Below are 15,602 nucleotides of genomic sequence, written 5' to 3'. Positions count from 1 at the left end.
ACGGGCGGCGACACTTATGGCTCTACGCGCACCCCGCATGCACGTTGTCCGTTTTGTAAGGTACATAACGCCCTGGTAGGGCAGGTCAGTGATCCTGATGGCCTGTCAGCCCCATGTCGCCGTCGCAGTACGTCCACTGCCGCCTGCTGCGCTCTTGCCTTCGCCGCCATGCCGGCGTTCCAGGCCAAGCACCTTCCGCAGTACAGCCGTCACCAGCCGGTAGACGTTGCCTCCATCTGTATCTCGGCGAATCCCAATGAGCCGCCAAGCCTGACGGCACCTATCAGCCAAGTCCGGCTCCTCCAAAGCGCACCGCTCCGTACAAGCTGCGGCGGTCGCAAGAAGGAGAACCGCCTTGACGCAAGAAGTGCATCCACCGATCTCACTCCACGGTTACGCGGAGGCCGCCGCCATCCTCAAAGTTGATGAGTCGTGGTTGCGCCGCCACATCAAGAAGATGCCGCACAGCAAACTGGGGGGACGCGTCCGCTTCACTGACGGGGACCTCCGACGCATCGTGGCTCTCTTTCACCAAGAACCATTCACGGCAAACCTGGCTGCGCCCTGTGCCGCCATCGGCCCGAGCCCTCTCCGAGCCCTTCGACCGATTCCCCGCTCCACGACCGGGCGCGCGTCCTGAATCTGCCCTCCGCCCTTCGCAAACGGCCCCGGAAGCGCTCCGGGGCCGTTTCGCTGTCCGCGTCAGTCGCTCTCCTGGAGATGCGCGGCCAGGAGATTCGTCACTCGTCTCCACCGCCACCTGGCTCCTACGCGGTGAGGGCGTTTGGCCATGGCCAAACCGAATCGCACACAGCGGCACACCGCGGCACTTCACGTCATACATCTGCACCCATTCGTCCGCTTTCCCAGCAAAGCCGCAGGTCACAATCGGAACACAGAACAGGTTCAAGTCCCGTTACTCACCCTCATCGATGAAGGCCCGGTCCGCGAAAGCGGACCGGGCCTTCATCGCGTCCGGGGCGCCTTCCGCGAGCCTCTCCGGGGGTATCAGCTACGTGTCAGCGTGGTGACAGAGCGCTCTGCCATAGTTGTTCTCAGAGCAGCAAGGCGCACCAAAGGGGAGAGGTTCCCGTAGCGGCCCAACGGGATCCCGGCGCAAGCCGGGAGGAGCCTCACAGCTTGCGCAGGTTCGAATCCTGCCCTCTCCGCGAGTACCACCTGCACCACCACCAGCACCACGCACGATCAAGGAGAGGTTCCCGTAGCGGCCCAACGGGATCCCGGCGCAAGCCGGGAGGAGCCTCACAGCTTGCGCAGGTTCGAATCCTGCCCTCTCCGCCAGCTCGCTCACCATGCCACCTGAGCCCACCCGGCTCAGGTGGCCGTCAGCGTCTCCCGGATGACCAGGAGCCCTTGGTCCATCGTCGCGGCGAACGACTGGGCGATCTCGTCCGGCAGCACGTCGCGGATCCACACCAGGCGGCTGCGGTGCTCCCCCTCGGCAAGGACCTGGAATGACGCGTTGTCGTGGGCGGGACACATGGTGTCGCCGATGACCGCCCAGACGATGCGGTGCGCCTCGTCGTCCCGGGAGATCAGCCGTTCACGGGCCACCACCCCGTTCGCGAAGGTCACGACCCGTACGTCGGCGGACGCCAGCTCCGTCTTGACCACGAAATCGGGTGCCATGCGAGGCGGCCCCTCCGCGAAGTCCCCGATGACCGCCCAGACGTCGTCGGCACTGGCCTCGATGGTGATCTCCCTGACGACGGAGGCCACGGTCACGCCGCCCGGAGAGCAGGCCGGCGGGATACGAAAGGGCTCACAGGGACTCCGGGTTCAGGTGGTCGATCGGAGGGCGCGTCACGCCCGCGCCGGACCGTTCGATCGTAGGATCGGCGGCGGACCCCTGTGTCCGCCGCCACCCGTTCGGAGCCGCATGATCACCCGTACGAGGGCCCCCGTCGCCCCCTGAGGCGGCGGAGGGCGGCAGCAGCCGCTCCCGGCGAACCGGGAGCGAACCGGCCGCTCACCGTCAGGTGCGCAGGCTCAGGGAGCGCAGGCTCAGGGAGCGCAGCGAGGCCGACCGCTCCAGCAGTGCCTCGTCATGCTCCAGGATGGCGCTCTCGTAGGAGTGCAGCATCGGTGAGGGTTCCACTCCCAGCTCCTCGTTGAGCCGGTGGCGGAACTGCCGGTAGGTCTGGAGGGCGTCGATCTGGCGGCCCGACCGGTACAGGGCGATCATCAGCAGCCCGCAGAACTGCTCCTGCATCGGGTTCTGCGAGAGGGTCTCCGTGAGCTCCGGCACGATCCTCGCGTACTCGCCGGACCTCAGTTCGATCTCGTAGAGGAGCTCCAGGGCGGACAGCCTGGCCTCCTCGTACTTGGAGGCCGCGGTGCGGCAGAGTGGCCCCCCGGCCACCCCGCCGAACACCGGTCCGCGCCAGAGCCTGATGGCCCGCCGCAATTCCGCCGCGCTGCGACAGGGATCCGCTTCGGAACTCGCACGGATGGATCCGACCGAATCCAGGAACACCTGGGCGTCGAGTTCACCGGGGTGGATGTTGAATTGATATCCGGAGACCGTCGTAATGATTCGGTCGGCCGCTCCACCGTCCACGCGGACCAAAGTACGCCGGAGTCTGCTTATCTGAGCCTGCAAAGCGTTGTTCATCTTGCTCGGCGGTGTCGTTCCCCATAATTCATCCGCCAGAGATTCCACCGTTACCAGCCTGCCGGCCACCGCCATGAAAGAAGCGAACAACAATTGTTGCATCGCACCCTTCGGCTGGGCGATATGTTCACCGGACTTAATTTCCGAGGGCCCGAGAATGAAGAAGTGCATAACCCCTCCGCGAAATGGCACGTTCGGTCATTTGAGAAGACGTCAGGGTGGATGACCATCGTGCCCGATCAGGGCGCCTGCCGGGACGGCACACACGGGGGCTCACGGCTCCCCGGGCACACGGACCGTGACGCCGGCAGTCGTCCGTGCGGTCAACACGGACGGCGCTCCCCCACGTCACGTTTCCCTTCGCGACCTGCTCATCTCCCCGTTGCTACGTACACACGCCGGGTACTCCGAGAACGCCTACGGGTCGGTCGTGGGCACCCCCGGTCCCGCACCTCGGTCCGCGCCCTCGGTCTCCTCCCGGGCAGCGTCGATCGGCACGAACGAAGGCCCGGAACGGCCCCTTACGAGCGGGTAGACGGATTCCCTGACTCCGCTTGGCAGCGGAGCAGATGTTCGGAGCATGCTTCCATCACCCTTTCGAACGGAGGACGATCAGCTCTGAGAGGCCGACCTCGCGGCCGACTCCGGTCCGACTTCAAAGGAAACCATTCAATCGGTTTCTTGTATAGGACCCCTCGAAGATTCGTTCCCGTCCCTCGTGCAATACTCCCGCAATACTCGACCCACGCTGTTGCATGTGCCTATTACACAGTGCACAGGGGGTCACGGCGAGGCGGCGCGAGTCACTCATTCGACGACCGCCATTGACCGGGCGAGAAGGTTCATCAGCCCTGAAGAATGACCGAAAGCGATTGCACAGACGGCCCGCGGCCCGAGCCTGTTCGAGATTTCGAAGGGCGGTCCCGGGGCGACCGACCGGTCCTGGGCCCCGGCCGACGGGGCGCCCCGTCACCGTTCCGCTTCCGTCGGCGCCGCGCACCGATTCGGGCAGCTGGCCGAGATGCATCGCTACTCGCGTCACTCGCGCACCGGCGCTCCGGCACCCGCGTGCGAACCGACCACGGTCCGCGCTCGAACCGGCCGTGATCCGGCCGCGCACCGCGGGCTCATGGGCGCGCGGTCCGGGGCGCGGGCGCTCCCCCGGACCGCGCCCCGGGCCGGCCGTCAGACGGCCAGCCGGTCACCCGTCTGGGGGCCCTCGGCGACGAGCGCGGGCTTGGCGGCCTCCGAGGCCAGGCGCGGGAGGATCAGGTACCAGAAGCGGGTGATCGTGTCCCGCGAGCACCACTGCGTGTCGGTGTCGCCGTCGATCCGGCCCAGCATCTCCAGACCCGCCACGGTCGCCGTGATCGCGCACACAGCGTCACTCAGCTCGATGTCGGACGCCAGGTTCCCCTGCTCCCCCGCGTCGATCAGGACCGTCTGCACCCAGGAGCGCCACTCCCGCCAGAGCTCGACACGGCCCTTCCAGGTTGCGTCGCTGCTGAGGCGCATCCCGGCCCGGAGAATCACGTCGTCGGCGACCCGCTCCGCCAGGAGGTGCGATGCGTCGATGACGATCTGCAGAGGGCTCGGGCCGTCGACGGAAGTGCTCTTCATTATTTCGTGCAGCATATGCAGCGCGGCGGACTCCACCGCCTCACCCAATACTTGCTTGTTCCTGAAGTGAAAGTGCAGTGCACCTCCACTGACACCTGCCCGTGAACTGATTTCTGCGAGCGAGGAAGAGGCGAATCCGTCGTGGGTGAATATTTCCGCGGCCGAGACGATCAATAACTGTTTCGTCCGGACGGCTCGCTCCTGCATGGCCATCGGATCCTCCGGTGGAGAAAGGCGGATTGGTTCGCATAAAATAGCGGCAATTCAGGGCCGAAGGAACCTGACCGGACGATCTGTGACCTTGTACGTGCATATATGGCCGAAACTCATGTACCTATTTTCGAATAGCGGTCACCCGGCACCGGCCCCTGTGACACGGGGGCGGGTACGCCACTGGCCCACCACCGGCGTACCGGTGATGGGCCAGACAGGGGGAGGCGTGCGCGGATTGCCCGCTCAGAGGCGGTTTCCACACGGGGGACGGGTCACAGGCCACCACTCGAAACCGCGGAGACCAGCTCGTTCCCCGGGGGCCGCAGCATGGCGGAGCCACCGTAGAACGAGGAGACCCCGCCGTCGATGACGACGGCCGTTCCGGTCATGAAGCGCGAGGCGTCACTGGCCAGGTAGACGGCCAGGCCGACCAGGTCCTGCGGGGTTCCGAACCGGCCCATGGGCACCACGTCCAGAAGGCGCCCGGCCAGCTCCTCGTCGGTGACGAGCACATCGGTGAGATCCGTGTGCAGCCAGCCCGCCGTTATCGCGTTGACCCGCACGCCCGAGTTCGCCCATTCTGCGGCGAGTGAATGGGTGAGCGCGGTGACCGCGGCTTTCGCGACGGCATAGGGGGAGAAATTCGGAAGCCCTGACTCACCGGCGATCGAGGACATGTTGATGATGGATCCCCGACCTCTCCCGGTCATCGCGCCGCCCACGATCCGGCACACCTGGAGAACCGAATCGAAATTGAGCCGCATTTCGCGCTGCCACTGCTCCTGTGAGGATTCCAGGAAGGGGCCGGCGCTGGTGATACCGCCCGCGTTGTTCACCACGATGTCCAGCGGACCGAGCTCCTCGGCCGCCCGTCGTACGCCGTCCTCGACCTGGTCGGGTTCGTGGACGTCGCAGGCGAGCACGAGAGCCCGCCGGCCCCGCTGCCGTACTTCCCCGGCGACCGCCTCCAGGTTGTCGACGCCGCGCGCGAGGAGGGCGACATCGGCCCCGGCGTCGGCGTACGCCAGGGCGATCGCGCGGCCGATGCCGCGCGAGGCCCCCGTCACCAGAGCCGTCTTGCCATGCAGGCCGAACAGTTGGTCGACCTCCTGCGTCATCGCAGGAACTCCTCGATTCTGGCGACGGTTTCCTTGAACCCCTCCGCCTGGGGCAGGTGTCCGCTCCCGTCGATGATCGCGACCTCGCTGGTCTTGATCAGTCCGGCGAAGTCGTCCGCGTAGGAGACGTCCGCGAGACGGTCCTCCCGGCCCCAGACGATCAGGGTCCGGGCCGCCACCCGGTGCAGCCGCGCCCTGAGGCCCCGGTCCGGGATCGGCCAGAGGTACTTGCCGGTGCTGCCGAGCGACCAGACCATGCCGGCGGCCGCCTCGACGGCGGCCTCCGGGTCGGCCGGGAAGGACAGGGCCGCCTGGGCGACCTCGCCGGCCGGGTCGTGGAAGAGCAGGCCGGGGACGTCCATCTGCGCCGCCGCGGCCAGGGAGGCGACGGGGGCGTCGTCCCGCCACAGGCCGAGCGGCGCGATCAGCACCAGACGGTCTGCCAACAGCGGGAAGTGGGAGGCGAGTTCGGCGGCGATCATGCCACCGAAGTCGTGTCCGACGACGACGAGCGGACCGTCGGCGATCAGCGTCCGCACCAGCTCCTCATGGGCGAGGACGATGTCGGAGAGCTGGTCGATGGTGTGCACGGCGTCGACGTCCGCCGGGCTGGTGCCGGGGAACTCCGGGGCGTACACGGTGTGGTTCTCGGCGAGGCGGGACAGGAACGGGTCCCAGACCAGGCCCATCGACCCGTGCAGGTACAGGAGTGCGGGACCCTTGCCCGCGACCTTGACCCGAAGGGTGAGCTTCCCGCCCCAGACCTCGGCCGTCTCCTCGCGGAAGGGCAACTGCGCGGTTTCCGTCGTCACGATGCCTGCACCTCGACCTTCTGCGTCGTGGCTCGGGGCGAGCCGCCCAGCCGCTTGGGCCACCAGTGGTGGGTGAATCCGTCTTCCTGCCAGATCTTGCGCAGGTGGGGCAGCACCTCGGTGGCGAACAGGGTCACGTTCTTCTCCACCAGCTCCTTCGGCATCGAGCCGAATCCGAGCATCGCGTGGAGGTTTCCGATGCCGTAGGTCTTGCAGTATTCGACGAGCTGGTCGCGTACGGTTTCCGGGCTGCCGGCGATGACCGTTCCCGCCTCGGCGAGTTCCGCATAGCTCGACGTACGCATCTTGCTGTACATACCGAAGTCGGCGGGGTCCTTGATAAGGGCCTTCACACCGTGGATGTTGATTCCGCCGGGCAGACTCAGCTTTTCCATCGGAATGGCGCCCAGGCCCTTACGGTACGTATATTCGACGTGCTTTCCGTAGTCCTTCTCGGCCTGCGCGTCCGTCTCGCTCACCGCGATCGTCTGGAGGAATCCCACACGATACGGGTTGCGTTCCAGACCCAGCTCGTCCGCGATTTCCCAGAAGCGGTCGAAAATGCGCTTCCCGGTGAGCTTCGCCCCGGCGAAACCGAAGTAGTTGAAGCCGAAGTCACGTTCCAGGGTGAGCCGCATCGTGCGCGGGTTGCCGATGCCGGTGACCCAGACCGGCGGGCGGTCCTGGAGGGGCCGTGGCCATATGTTGACCTGGGGGTACTGGTGGTAGCGCCCGTTCCAGGCGAACGGCTCGCGGTCGCTCCACGCGCGCAGGACCAGTTCGAGGTTCTCCTCGAACCGGCCCCTGACCTCCACCGGAGGCACCCCGTTGTTGATGCTGGCGTCGTAGCTCAGGCCGACCGGGAAGCCCGAGATGAGCCGGCCGCCGCTGATGACGTCGAGCATGGCCTGTTCCTCGGCCACCCGTACCGGCTCCCGCGACTTCCCCAGCGAACGCCCCATCGGGAAGATCGCCACGTCGAGCCCTTCGGCCTCGGTGGCGTAGGCGAGGGCGGCGGCCACGAGGTCCGGGTTCGGCATGAGGTCGTACGAGCTCTGGCCGTGCTCGGTCAGGGCGACGCCGTCGAGTCCGGCCCGTGCGCCGATCATGAGCTCGTCGATGTGGTCCCGCATCGACGTGTAGACGCCCTCCGGGGTCGTCAGCCCGTACGGCGTCGAACACACCGAATCGTGATGCTGCTCGAAGTCCGGTGACAGGAACCTGTACGGCGCCTGCTCGAACATGGTGACCTTCATCTACCCTCCAACGACTTCACACACGTGCACGACGGGCCGGACCTCACAGCTGGGCGACGAGGACGATCGATTCGCCGACGCTCCGCGTGGAGTGCCCCTTGCCCGTGGTGTCCTCGACCAGGACGCTGCCGCCGGGGAGGAACTGCCGCTTCTCGCCGTCGCTGACTCCGACCTCCAGCTCGCCCTGGAGGAGCGTCATGATCTGGCGCCGGGGGGCGGGGTGGAGGTCACCGAAGTAGCCGTCGGGCAGCAGCAGGTAGACGCTCGCCTTGGCCTCCGCCGGGTTGGACATGAACATCGCGGGGGCCGGCGGCGCGAAGTTCTTCTCCGTCACCTCGACCTTCTCCTCGCCGAAGTGGGTCTCCCCCGCCTCGTCCGTGAACATCCGCGTGACAACGATCGTGCGGGTCGCCTCGGCCGACATCTGTTTCTCCTTCTGAGAGCCACCATTGACACCACAATGCGCTGGTGGGCCGAGAATTCGGCCCACCAGCGTTGCGGAGAGGGCAGGATTCGAACCTGCGAGGGCAGAGCCCTTCCACTTCGAGAAGCAGATCCGTTAGGCCGCTACGGCTACCTCTCCCGTACGGAACCGGCCTGCTGCCGTGTTCCGTTGGTGCTGGGAAAACTATGGCACGCACCACTGACGCCGCACTGATGCGCTTCTGATGCCGACTCCCGGGAGCCGGCGGCTCTTTCGTCAGTGCCTTATCAGCCGTATGTCACCGTGCTCTGCTTCAATCTGAATCCGTACCGGCACCTCTCGCCAGCGACCCGTATCAGAAATGGGTAGAGGCTGATGACAGATTCTTTCTCGGCTCCGCCGAATATTCGAGAGCTACCTAGATCCGAGCGGCCCGAGGCCCTTGAGGAAATCGTCGTCCAGGAGTTCAAGGACACGCTTCTCATGACCGCCGACGAAGAGTTCCCCATGTCCGAGAGCTTCTTCGACATGGGCTTCACCTCGCTGCGGGTAACCGAGGCCAAGGAACGCCTGGAGCAGCGCCTGGGGTGCTCGATCAGTTCGACGGTGCTGTTCAACAACCCGACGGCCGAGCAGCTCGTGGAGTACCTGATGAGTGATCTGCTCGCCGATCTCTTCGCGGAGAGTTCCGATGCGGGTGCCTGATTCGCCGGGTACGGACGGCGACGCGATCGCCGTCGTCGGTATGGGCCTGCGCTTTCCCGGGGGCAATGACACGCCCGACGGGTTCGACGCCTTCCTGCGCGCCGGGTCCAGCGGGATATCGCCGCTGCCGCGCGACCGGTGGGACGTGGACGCGTTCACCTCCGACGATCCACAGGCGCGGGGGGCGATCCGTACGGCGGGGGGTGGATTCCTCGACCGGATCGACGAGTTCGACCCGCAGTTCTTCAACATCGCGCCCAAGCAGGCGCCGTACATCGACCCGCAGCAGCGGCTGCTCCTGCAGACCGCGTGGGAGGCGCTGGAGAACGCGGGCATCGACCCGACCCTGGTGTCCGACGGCGGCGTCTACGTCGGGGCCACCCCCTTCGACCAGGCACTGGAGCTGGACTCGGTGCCGTACGACAAGCTGGACGGGACACTGGCCACCGGGATGGGCGCCTATCCCATGTCCGGCCGGCTGTCGTACTTCCTGCGCTGGCACGGGCCGAGCCTCACCACGGACACCGCGTGCGCGTCCACGCTGACGGCCCTGCACATGGCGATCGCCGGGCTGCGCGGCGGCGAGTGCTCGGTTGCCCTGTGCGGCGGGGTCAACGCGCTGCACCACCCGAAGATCTTCGCGATCCTCTCGCAGGGGCAGATGCTGGCCGCCGACGGGCACTGCAAGACCTTCGACGAGACCGCCGACGGCTACGCGCGCGCCGAGGGCTGCGGAGTGATCGTCCTGAAGCGGCTGTCGGACGCCAGGCGGGACGGCGACCGGGTGCTGGCGCTGGTGCGCTCCACCGCGATCGGCCACAACGGCGAGAGCGCCGGGCTGACCGCCCCCAACGGGAAGTCCCAGGAAGTCGTGATGCGCCGGGCGCTGGCGGCGGCCGGGCTGGAGCCGGGCGACATCCAGTACGTCGAGGCGCACGGCACCGGTACCCCGCTGGGCGACCCGATCGAGATGGGGTCGATCAACGGGGTGTTCGGCGCCGCCCACCGGGACGGCGAGCCGCTGACCGTCGGCTCGGTGAAGTCGAACCTCGGGCACATGGAGCCGGTCGCCGGTCTCGGCGGGATCATCAAGGTGATCCTCCAGATGCGCGCGGGCGTGATCTATCCGCATCTGTACACGACACCGTCCGGGCGGATCCCGTGGGACACCTATCCGGTGGTCGTGCCGACGGAGTGCGTGGAGTGGAAGGCACCGGTCCGTCGAGCGGTGGTCAACAGCTTCGGGGTGGCGGGCGCCATCGGTGTGGCCGTCCTGGAGGAGGCCCCGGCGCACGCCGGTACGCCCTCCGCCACGGACCCGGCCGCCGCGGGGCCCCAGGTGCTGACGCTGTCGGCGAAGAGCCGCCCGGCGCTGGCCCGCCAGGTCGAGCGGCTGCGGGACTTCCTGGCCGGGCACCCCGGACTGCCGGCGGCCGACCTGTGCCGTACGCGCAACACGGGCCGCGCCCACTTCCCGCACCGCGTCGCCGGTGTGGTGCGCGACAGCGGGGAGGCCGGGGCGCTGCTGGAGCGGGCGGCGCGCAAGCTGGCCGAGGACGCGCACCCGGCGAGTGATCTGCGCAAGGCGGCGTTCCTGTTCACCGGGTCCGGCTCGCAGTACGTCGGCATGGGCGCGCCGCTCTACCGGCGGTTCCCGGAGTTCCGTGAGCGGGTCGACGCCTGTGACGAGCTCTTCGTCCGGCAGCTGGGCCGGTCGGTGCGGGACGTGATGCTGGGCACCGCTCCGGACGCCGAGGAGCGGCTCACCGAGACGGTCTACGTCCACGCCTCGCTGTTCCTGCTGGAGTACGCGCTGGCCGGGCTGTGGCGGTCCTGGGGCGTCCGGCCGCACGTGGTCGCGGGCCACAGTGTCGGCGAGGTCGTCGCCGCGACGGTCGCGGGTCTGTTCACCCCGGCCGACGGGGTGGCGTTCCTGGTGGCCCGGGCACGGCTGATCCAGTCGGTCTCGGCGCCGGGTGGCATGGCGGCCGTGGCCGCCCCCGTGGACGAGGTCCTGCCCGTGCTGGCCCAGGTGCCCGATATGAGTGTCTGCGCGGTCAACTCGCCGCAGCAGTGCGTCATCTCGGGTGGCGCGCGGTCGCTGGCCGAGGTGAGTGAGACCCTGCGGGCGCGGGGGGTGCGGGTGACGCCGCTGCGGGTGTCCTCCGCCTTCCACTCGCCGCTGATGGACGAGATCCTCGGTCCGCTGCGCGAGGTGCTGGCCGGGGTGGAGTTCCGCGAGCCGTCCCTGCCGCTGGTCTCGTGCCTGACGGGCGCGGTCGCGACCCGCGGGGAGCTGTCGGACCCGGAGTACTGGGTGCGTCATGTCCGCGAGACGGTCGACTTCGCCGGTGCCATGGGCACGCTGGCGGGCAGGGGACGCCATGTGTTCCTGGAGATCGGCCCTTCGGCGGCGCTCGGACCGCTGGGCCGGCGGTGCGTGCCGCCGGACCGGCACCGCTGGCTGACCAGCCTGCGCCCGTCGGACGACGAGGGTGCCACGATCCACCAGGCGCTGGCCGACGCGTACAGCGCGGGGCTGACCGTCGACTGGGCCGCCGTGCACGCCTCCGGGGCGGGCCGGCGGGTCGCGCTGCCGACGTACGCCTTCGAGCGCACCCGCTACTGGCTGCCCGACCAGGTGGGACGGCACGGGCTCGGCGGGGGTTCGGCGACGCATCCGCTGCTGGGTGCGGAGGTCCCCCGGGAGGACGGTGTACGGGAGTTCGTCACCCGGGTCGGTGCGCGGACGCCCGCCTACTTCGCCGACCACACCTCGCGCGGGCGGCCGTTCGTGGCCGCCGGTGCCTATGTGGAGACGGTGCTCGCCCTGATGGACGCGGTGCACGGCAGCACCGCGCGGCCGGTGACGGATCTGCGCTTCCACGAGGCGCTCTTCCTCGGGGACCGGCCGGTCGAGCTCCGTACCCGGCTGACCGCCGAGGGTGCGGTGGAGATCGTCGGCCGGGCGGCCGACGGCGGCCCGGAGCGGCTGCACGCCACCGCCGTGATCGGGGCTCCCGTCCAGGACGGGCCGGCCGACGACCTCGTACGGCGGCTGGGCGCGGAGGCGGAGCGGGGCGGGGAGCCGGTGCGGCGTCTGGAGGCCGACGAGGTCCGCGCCGCGTACGCGGCGGCCGGGCTGGACTACGGCCCGCAGTTCTCCCGCGTGCGGTGGGTCGAGCGCTTCGGCGCGGACCTCGCGATCAGCGAGGTGGACGGGCGGGACGTCCCGGCGGCCGAGCACCTGCCGCCACCGCTGCTGGACGCGGCGACCCAGGGTCTGGCGGCCCTGGCGGACGACGGCTCGGCGTACATGGCCGTCGGCATGGGTCGCGTACGGGTGTTCAAGAAGCCCCGCGCGGCGCTGCTGCGGGCTGTCCTGCGGCGGCGTCCGGGAGATGACGCCGGTACGGCGTTCCTGGTCGACGCCCTGCTGCTGGAGGGCGGGGAGCCGGTGCTGACGATCACGGGCATGGCCTTCCGCCGGCTGGCTCCCGTCCCGGCGGACCGGGGTGGGGAACGGCCCGCGGCCGGGCGCCCGAACGGTGCCGGGCAGGCTGCGGCCGGACAGGGCACCACGGCCGCGCTGGTCCGCACGGAGGTCGCCAGGCTGCTGAGGCTGGAGGACCCGGGGGACATCGGCCCGGACACAGCCTTCCTGGACCTCGGCATGGACTCGTTGACGGCGGCCGATCTGCGCAGCGTGCTGGAAACCGGTCTGGGGCTGCGGCTGCCCGCCTCGGTCGTCTTCGACCATCCCTCCATCGAGCAGCTCGTGGAGTTTCTGGAAGAGCGAAAGGTCAAGGAGGGGACATGAGCGATCCCATGGAACAGACGGTCACCGCGAGGTCGGCCCTGCACGCGCGGCTCCGCCCCGACGTCGTGGCCCTGGTCGCCGACGACCGCGAGGTGACGTACGCCGAGCTGCACCGGGAGAGCAACCGCACCGCGCACGCCCTGCTGGGTGCCGATCTGGCCCCCGGGGCCCGGGTGGCCTACCTCGGCAAGGAGTCCGAGCACTACTACGAGCTGGCGATCGCCTGCGCGAAGAGCAAGACCGTGCTCGTACCGGTGAACTGGCGGCTGATCAAGGCCGAGGTGGACCACATCCTGCGGGATTCGCGCGCCGAGATCATCTTCGTCGAGGCGGAGTTCCTCAAGGTCCTGGAGCGGATGCGGCCGCAGCTGCCGCTGCTGCGGACCGTGGTCGAGATGGATACCACGGACGGGCGGGCCGCCGGATTCCTCGCCTGGAAGGCGGGGATGCCGGAGACCGACCCGGGCCTGCCGACGGACTCCGAGGAACCGATCGCCCAGATGTACACGAGTGGGACCACCGGCCTGCCCAAGGGGGTGGTCCTGCCGCACCGGTCGTTCTTCACCTTCATCGAGAACATGCAGAAGCACGGGGCGGACTGGATCGACTGGCTGCCCGAGGACCGCAGTCTCACCTGTTTCCCCGGGCTGCACGCGGGCGGTTTCGCGTGGTTCCTGCACTGCTTCAACGTCGGGGCGACCAGTGTCGTCATGCGGATGTTCGTCGCCGAGGACGCGGTGCGGCTGATCCGTGAGCAGAAGGTGACGACCGTCTGGGCGGCGCCGGCGATGCTGCGGATGATCCTGGACGAGCCCGCGGCGAGCCCCGAGGCCTTCGAATCCCTCCGCAAGATCGTCTACGGCGGTTCGCCCATCGACTACGAGCTCCTGGTGCGCTGCATCAAGGAGTTCGGCGGGTGCGAGCTGGCGCAGGCGTACGCGGCGGCCGAGACCGGCAGCTTCGTGACCTGTCTGACGGCGGCCGAGCACATCCCCGGCAACCCGGTGCTCACCTCCGCGGGCCGGGTCTGTCCCGGCAACGAGGTGAAGATCATCGACGACGAGGGCAACACGCTGCCGGCCGGCGCGACCGGCCGGATCTGCCTGCGCAGCCCCGCCCGGTTCGCCGGCTACTGGCAGCAGCCGGACGCCACCGAGAAGATGATGGTCGGCGAGTGGCTGCACATGGGCGACGCGGGCTATCTCGACGACAACGGCTATCTGTATCTGCGCGACCGGATCAACGACACGATCATCGTCGCCGGTCAGAACATCTACCCCGTGGAGATCGAGAACGCGATCCGGGAGCACCCCGACGTCATGGACGTCGCCGTCTTCGGGGTGTCCGACCCGCGCTGGGGCGAGGCCGTGCGCGCCGCCGTGGTGCGCCGACCGGACCAGGAGACGCCCACCGAGCGGGAGTTGATGGTGTTCCTGCGCGGCAGGATCGCCGACTACAAGATCCCGAACGGCTATGTGTTCCTGGACACCCTGCCGCGCAACCCCACGGGCAAGGTGCTGCGCAGGGTACTCAAGGAGCGGTACGCCCCGTCGGCCGCGCCGCGGTGACCGCGCGCACCCCGGCTCCGTCGGCACCGGCGGGCTGGCTCCGTCCGGCGGAGCCGTCGCCCGACACCGAGGCGACCGTCTTCCTCTTCCACTACAGCGGGGGCGGCGTCTCGATGTACAGCCGGTGGCCGGCCCTGCTGCCGCCGAGCGTGGACTGCCGGCGCGTGCAGCTGCCGGGCCGTCAGGACCGGGTGTCCGAACCGCCGTTCACCGAGCTCGCCCCGCTCGTCGAGGCGTTGTGCGAGGTGCTGGCCAAGGAGCAGGACGGCCGGCCGTACGCCCTGTTCGGGCACTCGATGGGGGCCATGCTCGCCTACCGGGTGGCCGTCGCGATGGCCCGGCGGGGGGACGAACGCCCGGCGCTGCTCGGGGTCTCGGGGTGGGCGCCGCAGGGTTTCCGGACGATCAGCGCGAAGGCCGCCCACGAGACGGACGAGGCGGTCGTCCAGCTGCTGCGTGAGCTCGGCTCCGTACCGGCCGAGGCGTTCGAAGGGGACCGGCTCTCCCCGCTGATGCTCGCCCCGATGCGGGCCGATCTCGCCGTGTGCGCGGACTTCCGGGACGACGGGGCGTCCGTCGACTGCCCGCTGGTCGCCTACACCGGGCGCGAGGACCCGTATCTGGCGCCCGGCGCGATGCAGTCCTGGCGTGCGCGCAGCGCCGACTTCCTCGGAATCCGGGAGTTTCCCGGCGGCCACTTCTTCATCCATGACCAGGGTCCCGGCATCGCCACCGATCTGGCGCAGACACTGCTCCGGCTCCGTGCGAGCTGACCGACCCGACCGTTCCGGTAGTAACCACCAGGAGGAAACGATGTCCGAGCGCACCCCCAACCAGCTCGCCGAGCAGTACATCGCGCTGTGGAACGAGACCGACACGGACCGGCGGCGGGAAGGCGTCGAGAAGCTGTACGCCCCTGACGCCACCTACATCATGTACCGCCGCGACCCGTTCGAGGGCGCGGACGTGATCACCGAGCAGATCATCTACACCCAGGGGATCTACTTCCCCCTCGGTTACCACTTCAAGTCGTCGTACAACGCCGTGGGTCACCACAACCTCGTGCGGTTCAACTGGGTCATGGTCTCCAACGAGACCAAGGAGATACAGATGGCGGGCCAGAACACCGTCGTGCTCACCGAGGACGGCCTGATCCAGGCCGACTACCAGTTCCACGAGAAGATCCCCACGGCCTTCGTCTACAACGACGGCTTCGACGAGACGGGCCGGGTGACGCGTCCCGCGAAGCCCACCCTGGTCGGTAACTGAGCAGGTCCCGGGGGCCGGGAGTATCCCGGCCCGGCCCCCGGGACCCCCAGACAGCAGTCGGCGCCCGGAGACGATCGTGAACGGGCTGCCGCTGCTTTTGGGGGCGGGTGAGGCCGCCCTGGCGGGCTGCGCGGGGCGCAGGAAGAGGGGGTGGGTGGGGCC

At 68.8% G+C, this 15,602-nt stretch carries 12 protein-coding genes and 3 tRNA genes; 7 read left to right on the top strand and 8 right to left on the bottom strand.

Going from position 1 to position 15,602, the window contains the following annotated elements:
• The first annotated feature begins 1,080 nt into the window (after positions 1–1,080).
• Together ACFWVP_RS16320 and ACFWVP_RS16315 are read left to right on the top strand one after the other, a co-directional pair.
• Positions 1,081–1,169, top strand: a tRNA-Leu gene (locus ACFWVP_RS16320).
• A 41-nt stretch (positions 1,170–1,210) separates the two neighbouring features.
• Positions 1,211–1,302, top strand: a tRNA-Leu gene (locus tag ACFWVP_RS16315).
• A gap of 33 nt (positions 1,303–1,335) precedes the next feature.
• Here ACFWVP_RS16315 and ACFWVP_RS16310 read toward each other — a convergent pair.
• The 8 genes from ACFWVP_RS16310 to ACFWVP_RS16275 all read right to left on the bottom strand — a co-directional run bounded on the left by ACFWVP_RS16310 (position 1,336) and on the right by ACFWVP_RS16275 (position 8,237).
• On the bottom strand, positions 1,336–1,746 hold the full coding sequence (locus ACFWVP_RS16310) for an SRPBCC family protein (RefSeq protein WP_384497168.1): 411 nt from the start codon (positions 1,744–1,746) through the stop codon (positions 1,336–1,338).
• A gap of 250 nt (positions 1,747–1,996) precedes the next feature.
• The gene (locus tag ACFWVP_RS16305) at positions 1,997–2,737 is read right to left on the bottom strand and encodes a BTAD domain-containing putative transcriptional regulator (RefSeq protein ID WP_384497399.1); all 741 of its coding nucleotides are present in this window, start codon (positions 2,735–2,737) and stop codon (positions 1,997–1,999) included.
• A gap of 1,083 nt (positions 2,738–3,820) precedes the next feature.
• Positions 3,821–4,462, bottom strand: a complete 642-nt coding sequence (locus ACFWVP_RS16300; protein ID WP_384497397.1) for a ScbR family autoregulator-binding transcription factor — start codon at positions 4,460–4,462, stop codon at positions 3,821–3,823.
• A gap of 278 nt (positions 4,463–4,740) precedes the next feature.
• Positions 4,741–5,586 (bottom strand): SDR family NAD(P)-dependent oxidoreductase, encoded by an 846-nt coding sequence (locus ACFWVP_RS16295; RefSeq protein ID WP_384497166.1) that lies wholly within the window; start codon positions 5,584–5,586, stop codon positions 4,741–4,743.
• Positions 5,583–6,398, bottom strand: coding sequence for an alpha/beta fold hydrolase (locus tag ACFWVP_RS16290; protein ID WP_384497165.1), 816 nt, complete (start codon positions 6,396–6,398; stop codon positions 5,583–5,585). The genes ACFWVP_RS16295 and ACFWVP_RS16290 overlap by 4 nt, the downstream gene beginning before the upstream one ends.
• Complete coding sequence (locus ACFWVP_RS16285; RefSeq protein WP_384497163.1) at positions 6,395–7,654, bottom strand: LLM class flavin-dependent oxidoreductase; 1,260 nt, start codon at positions 7,652–7,654, stop codon at positions 6,395–6,397. Before ACFWVP_RS16285 ends, ACFWVP_RS16290 begins: the two co-directional genes overlap by 4 nt.
• Positions 7,655–7,697: 43 nt before the next feature.
• A complete protein-coding gene (locus ACFWVP_RS16280) occupies positions 7,698–8,078 on the bottom strand; it encodes a hypothetical protein (protein ID WP_384497162.1) in 381 nt (126 codons plus the stop codon).
• Between the two features lie 74 nt (positions 8,079–8,152).
• Positions 8,153–8,237 (bottom strand) — tRNA-Glu (locus ACFWVP_RS16275).
• A 324-nt stretch (positions 8,238–8,561) separates the two neighbouring features.
• Between ACFWVP_RS16275 and ACFWVP_RS16270 the strand changes: the two genes are divergently transcribed.
• Genes ACFWVP_RS16270 through ACFWVP_RS16250 form a run of 5 tightly spaced genes read left to right on the top strand, consistent with a single transcriptional unit; the run spans position 8,562 to position 15,440 of the window.
• Positions 8,562–8,783 (top strand): acyl carrier protein, encoded by a 222-nt coding sequence (locus ACFWVP_RS16270; protein ID WP_361884866.1) that lies wholly within the window; start codon positions 8,562–8,564, stop codon positions 8,781–8,783.
• Positions 8,770–12,603 (top strand): type I polyketide synthase, encoded by a 3,834-nt coding sequence (locus ACFWVP_RS16265; protein ID WP_384497161.1) that lies wholly within the window; start codon positions 8,770–8,772, stop codon positions 12,601–12,603. Before ACFWVP_RS16270 ends, ACFWVP_RS16265 begins: the two co-directional genes overlap by 14 nt.
• Positions 12,600–14,171 (top strand): long-chain-fatty-acid--CoA ligase, encoded by a 1,572-nt coding sequence (locus ACFWVP_RS16260; RefSeq protein ID WP_384497159.1) that lies wholly within the window; start codon positions 12,600–12,602, stop codon positions 14,169–14,171. The genes ACFWVP_RS16265 and ACFWVP_RS16260 overlap by 4 nt, the downstream gene beginning before the upstream one ends.
• A complete protein-coding gene (locus tag ACFWVP_RS16255) occupies positions 14,168–14,944 on the top strand; it encodes a thioesterase II family protein (RefSeq protein ID WP_384497157.1) in 777 nt (258 codons plus the stop codon). The genes ACFWVP_RS16260 and ACFWVP_RS16255 overlap by 4 nt, the downstream gene beginning before the upstream one ends.
• Positions 14,945–14,984: 40 nt before the next feature.
• Entirely contained in the window at positions 14,985–15,440 is a 456-nt protein-coding gene (locus ACFWVP_RS16250) for a nuclear transport factor 2 family protein (protein WP_384497156.1), read from the top strand.
• The last annotated feature ends 162 nt before the right edge of the window (positions 15,441–15,602 follow it).

Source organism: Streptomyces sp. NPDC058637 (genome assembly GCF_042717325.1).
Taxonomy (GTDB): Bacteria; Actinomycetota; Actinomycetes; order Streptomycetales; family Streptomycetaceae; genus Streptomyces.
The sequence above is the reverse complement of the archived record's forward strand: the minus strand, read 5'-3'. Positions and strand labels throughout refer to the sequence as shown.

What these genes read in the sequence shown, in the direction of transcription:
- ACFWVP_RS16305 (WP_384497399.1), bottom strand. Translation starts at nt 2,737, where the DNA reads ATGCAACAATTGTTGTTCGCTTCTTTCATGGCGGTGGCCGGCAGGCTG.
- ACFWVP_RS16300 (WP_384497397.1), bottom strand. Translation starts at nt 4,462, where the DNA reads ATGCAGGAGCGAGCCGTCCGGACGAAACAGTTATTGATCGTCTCGGCC.
- ACFWVP_RS16295 (WP_384497166.1), bottom strand. Translation starts at nt 5,586, where the DNA reads ATGACGCAGGAGGTCGACCAACTGTTCGGCCTGCATGGCAAGACGGCT.
- ACFWVP_RS16285 (WP_384497163.1), bottom strand. Translation starts at nt 7,654, where the DNA reads ATGAAGGTCACCATGTTCGAGCAGGCGCCGTACAGGTTCCTGTCACCG.
- ACFWVP_RS16280 (WP_384497162.1), bottom strand. Translation starts at nt 8,078, where the DNA reads ATGTCGGCCGAGGCGACCCGCACGATCGTTGTCACGCGGATGTTCACG.
- ACFWVP_RS16270 (WP_361884866.1), top strand. Translation starts at nt 8,562, where the DNA reads ATGACCGCCGACGAAGAGTTCCCCATGTCCGAGAGCTTCTTCGACATG.
- ACFWVP_RS16265 (WP_384497161.1), top strand. Translation starts at nt 8,770, where the DNA reads ATGCGGGTGCCTGATTCGCCGGGTACGGACGGCGACGCGATCGCCGTC.
- ACFWVP_RS16260 (WP_384497159.1), top strand. Translation starts at nt 12,600, where the DNA reads ATGAGCGATCCCATGGAACAGACGGTCACCGCGAGGTCGGCCCTGCAC.
- ACFWVP_RS16250 (WP_384497156.1), top strand. Translation starts at nt 14,985, where the DNA reads ATGTCCGAGCGCACCCCCAACCAGCTCGCCGAGCAGTACATCGCGCTG.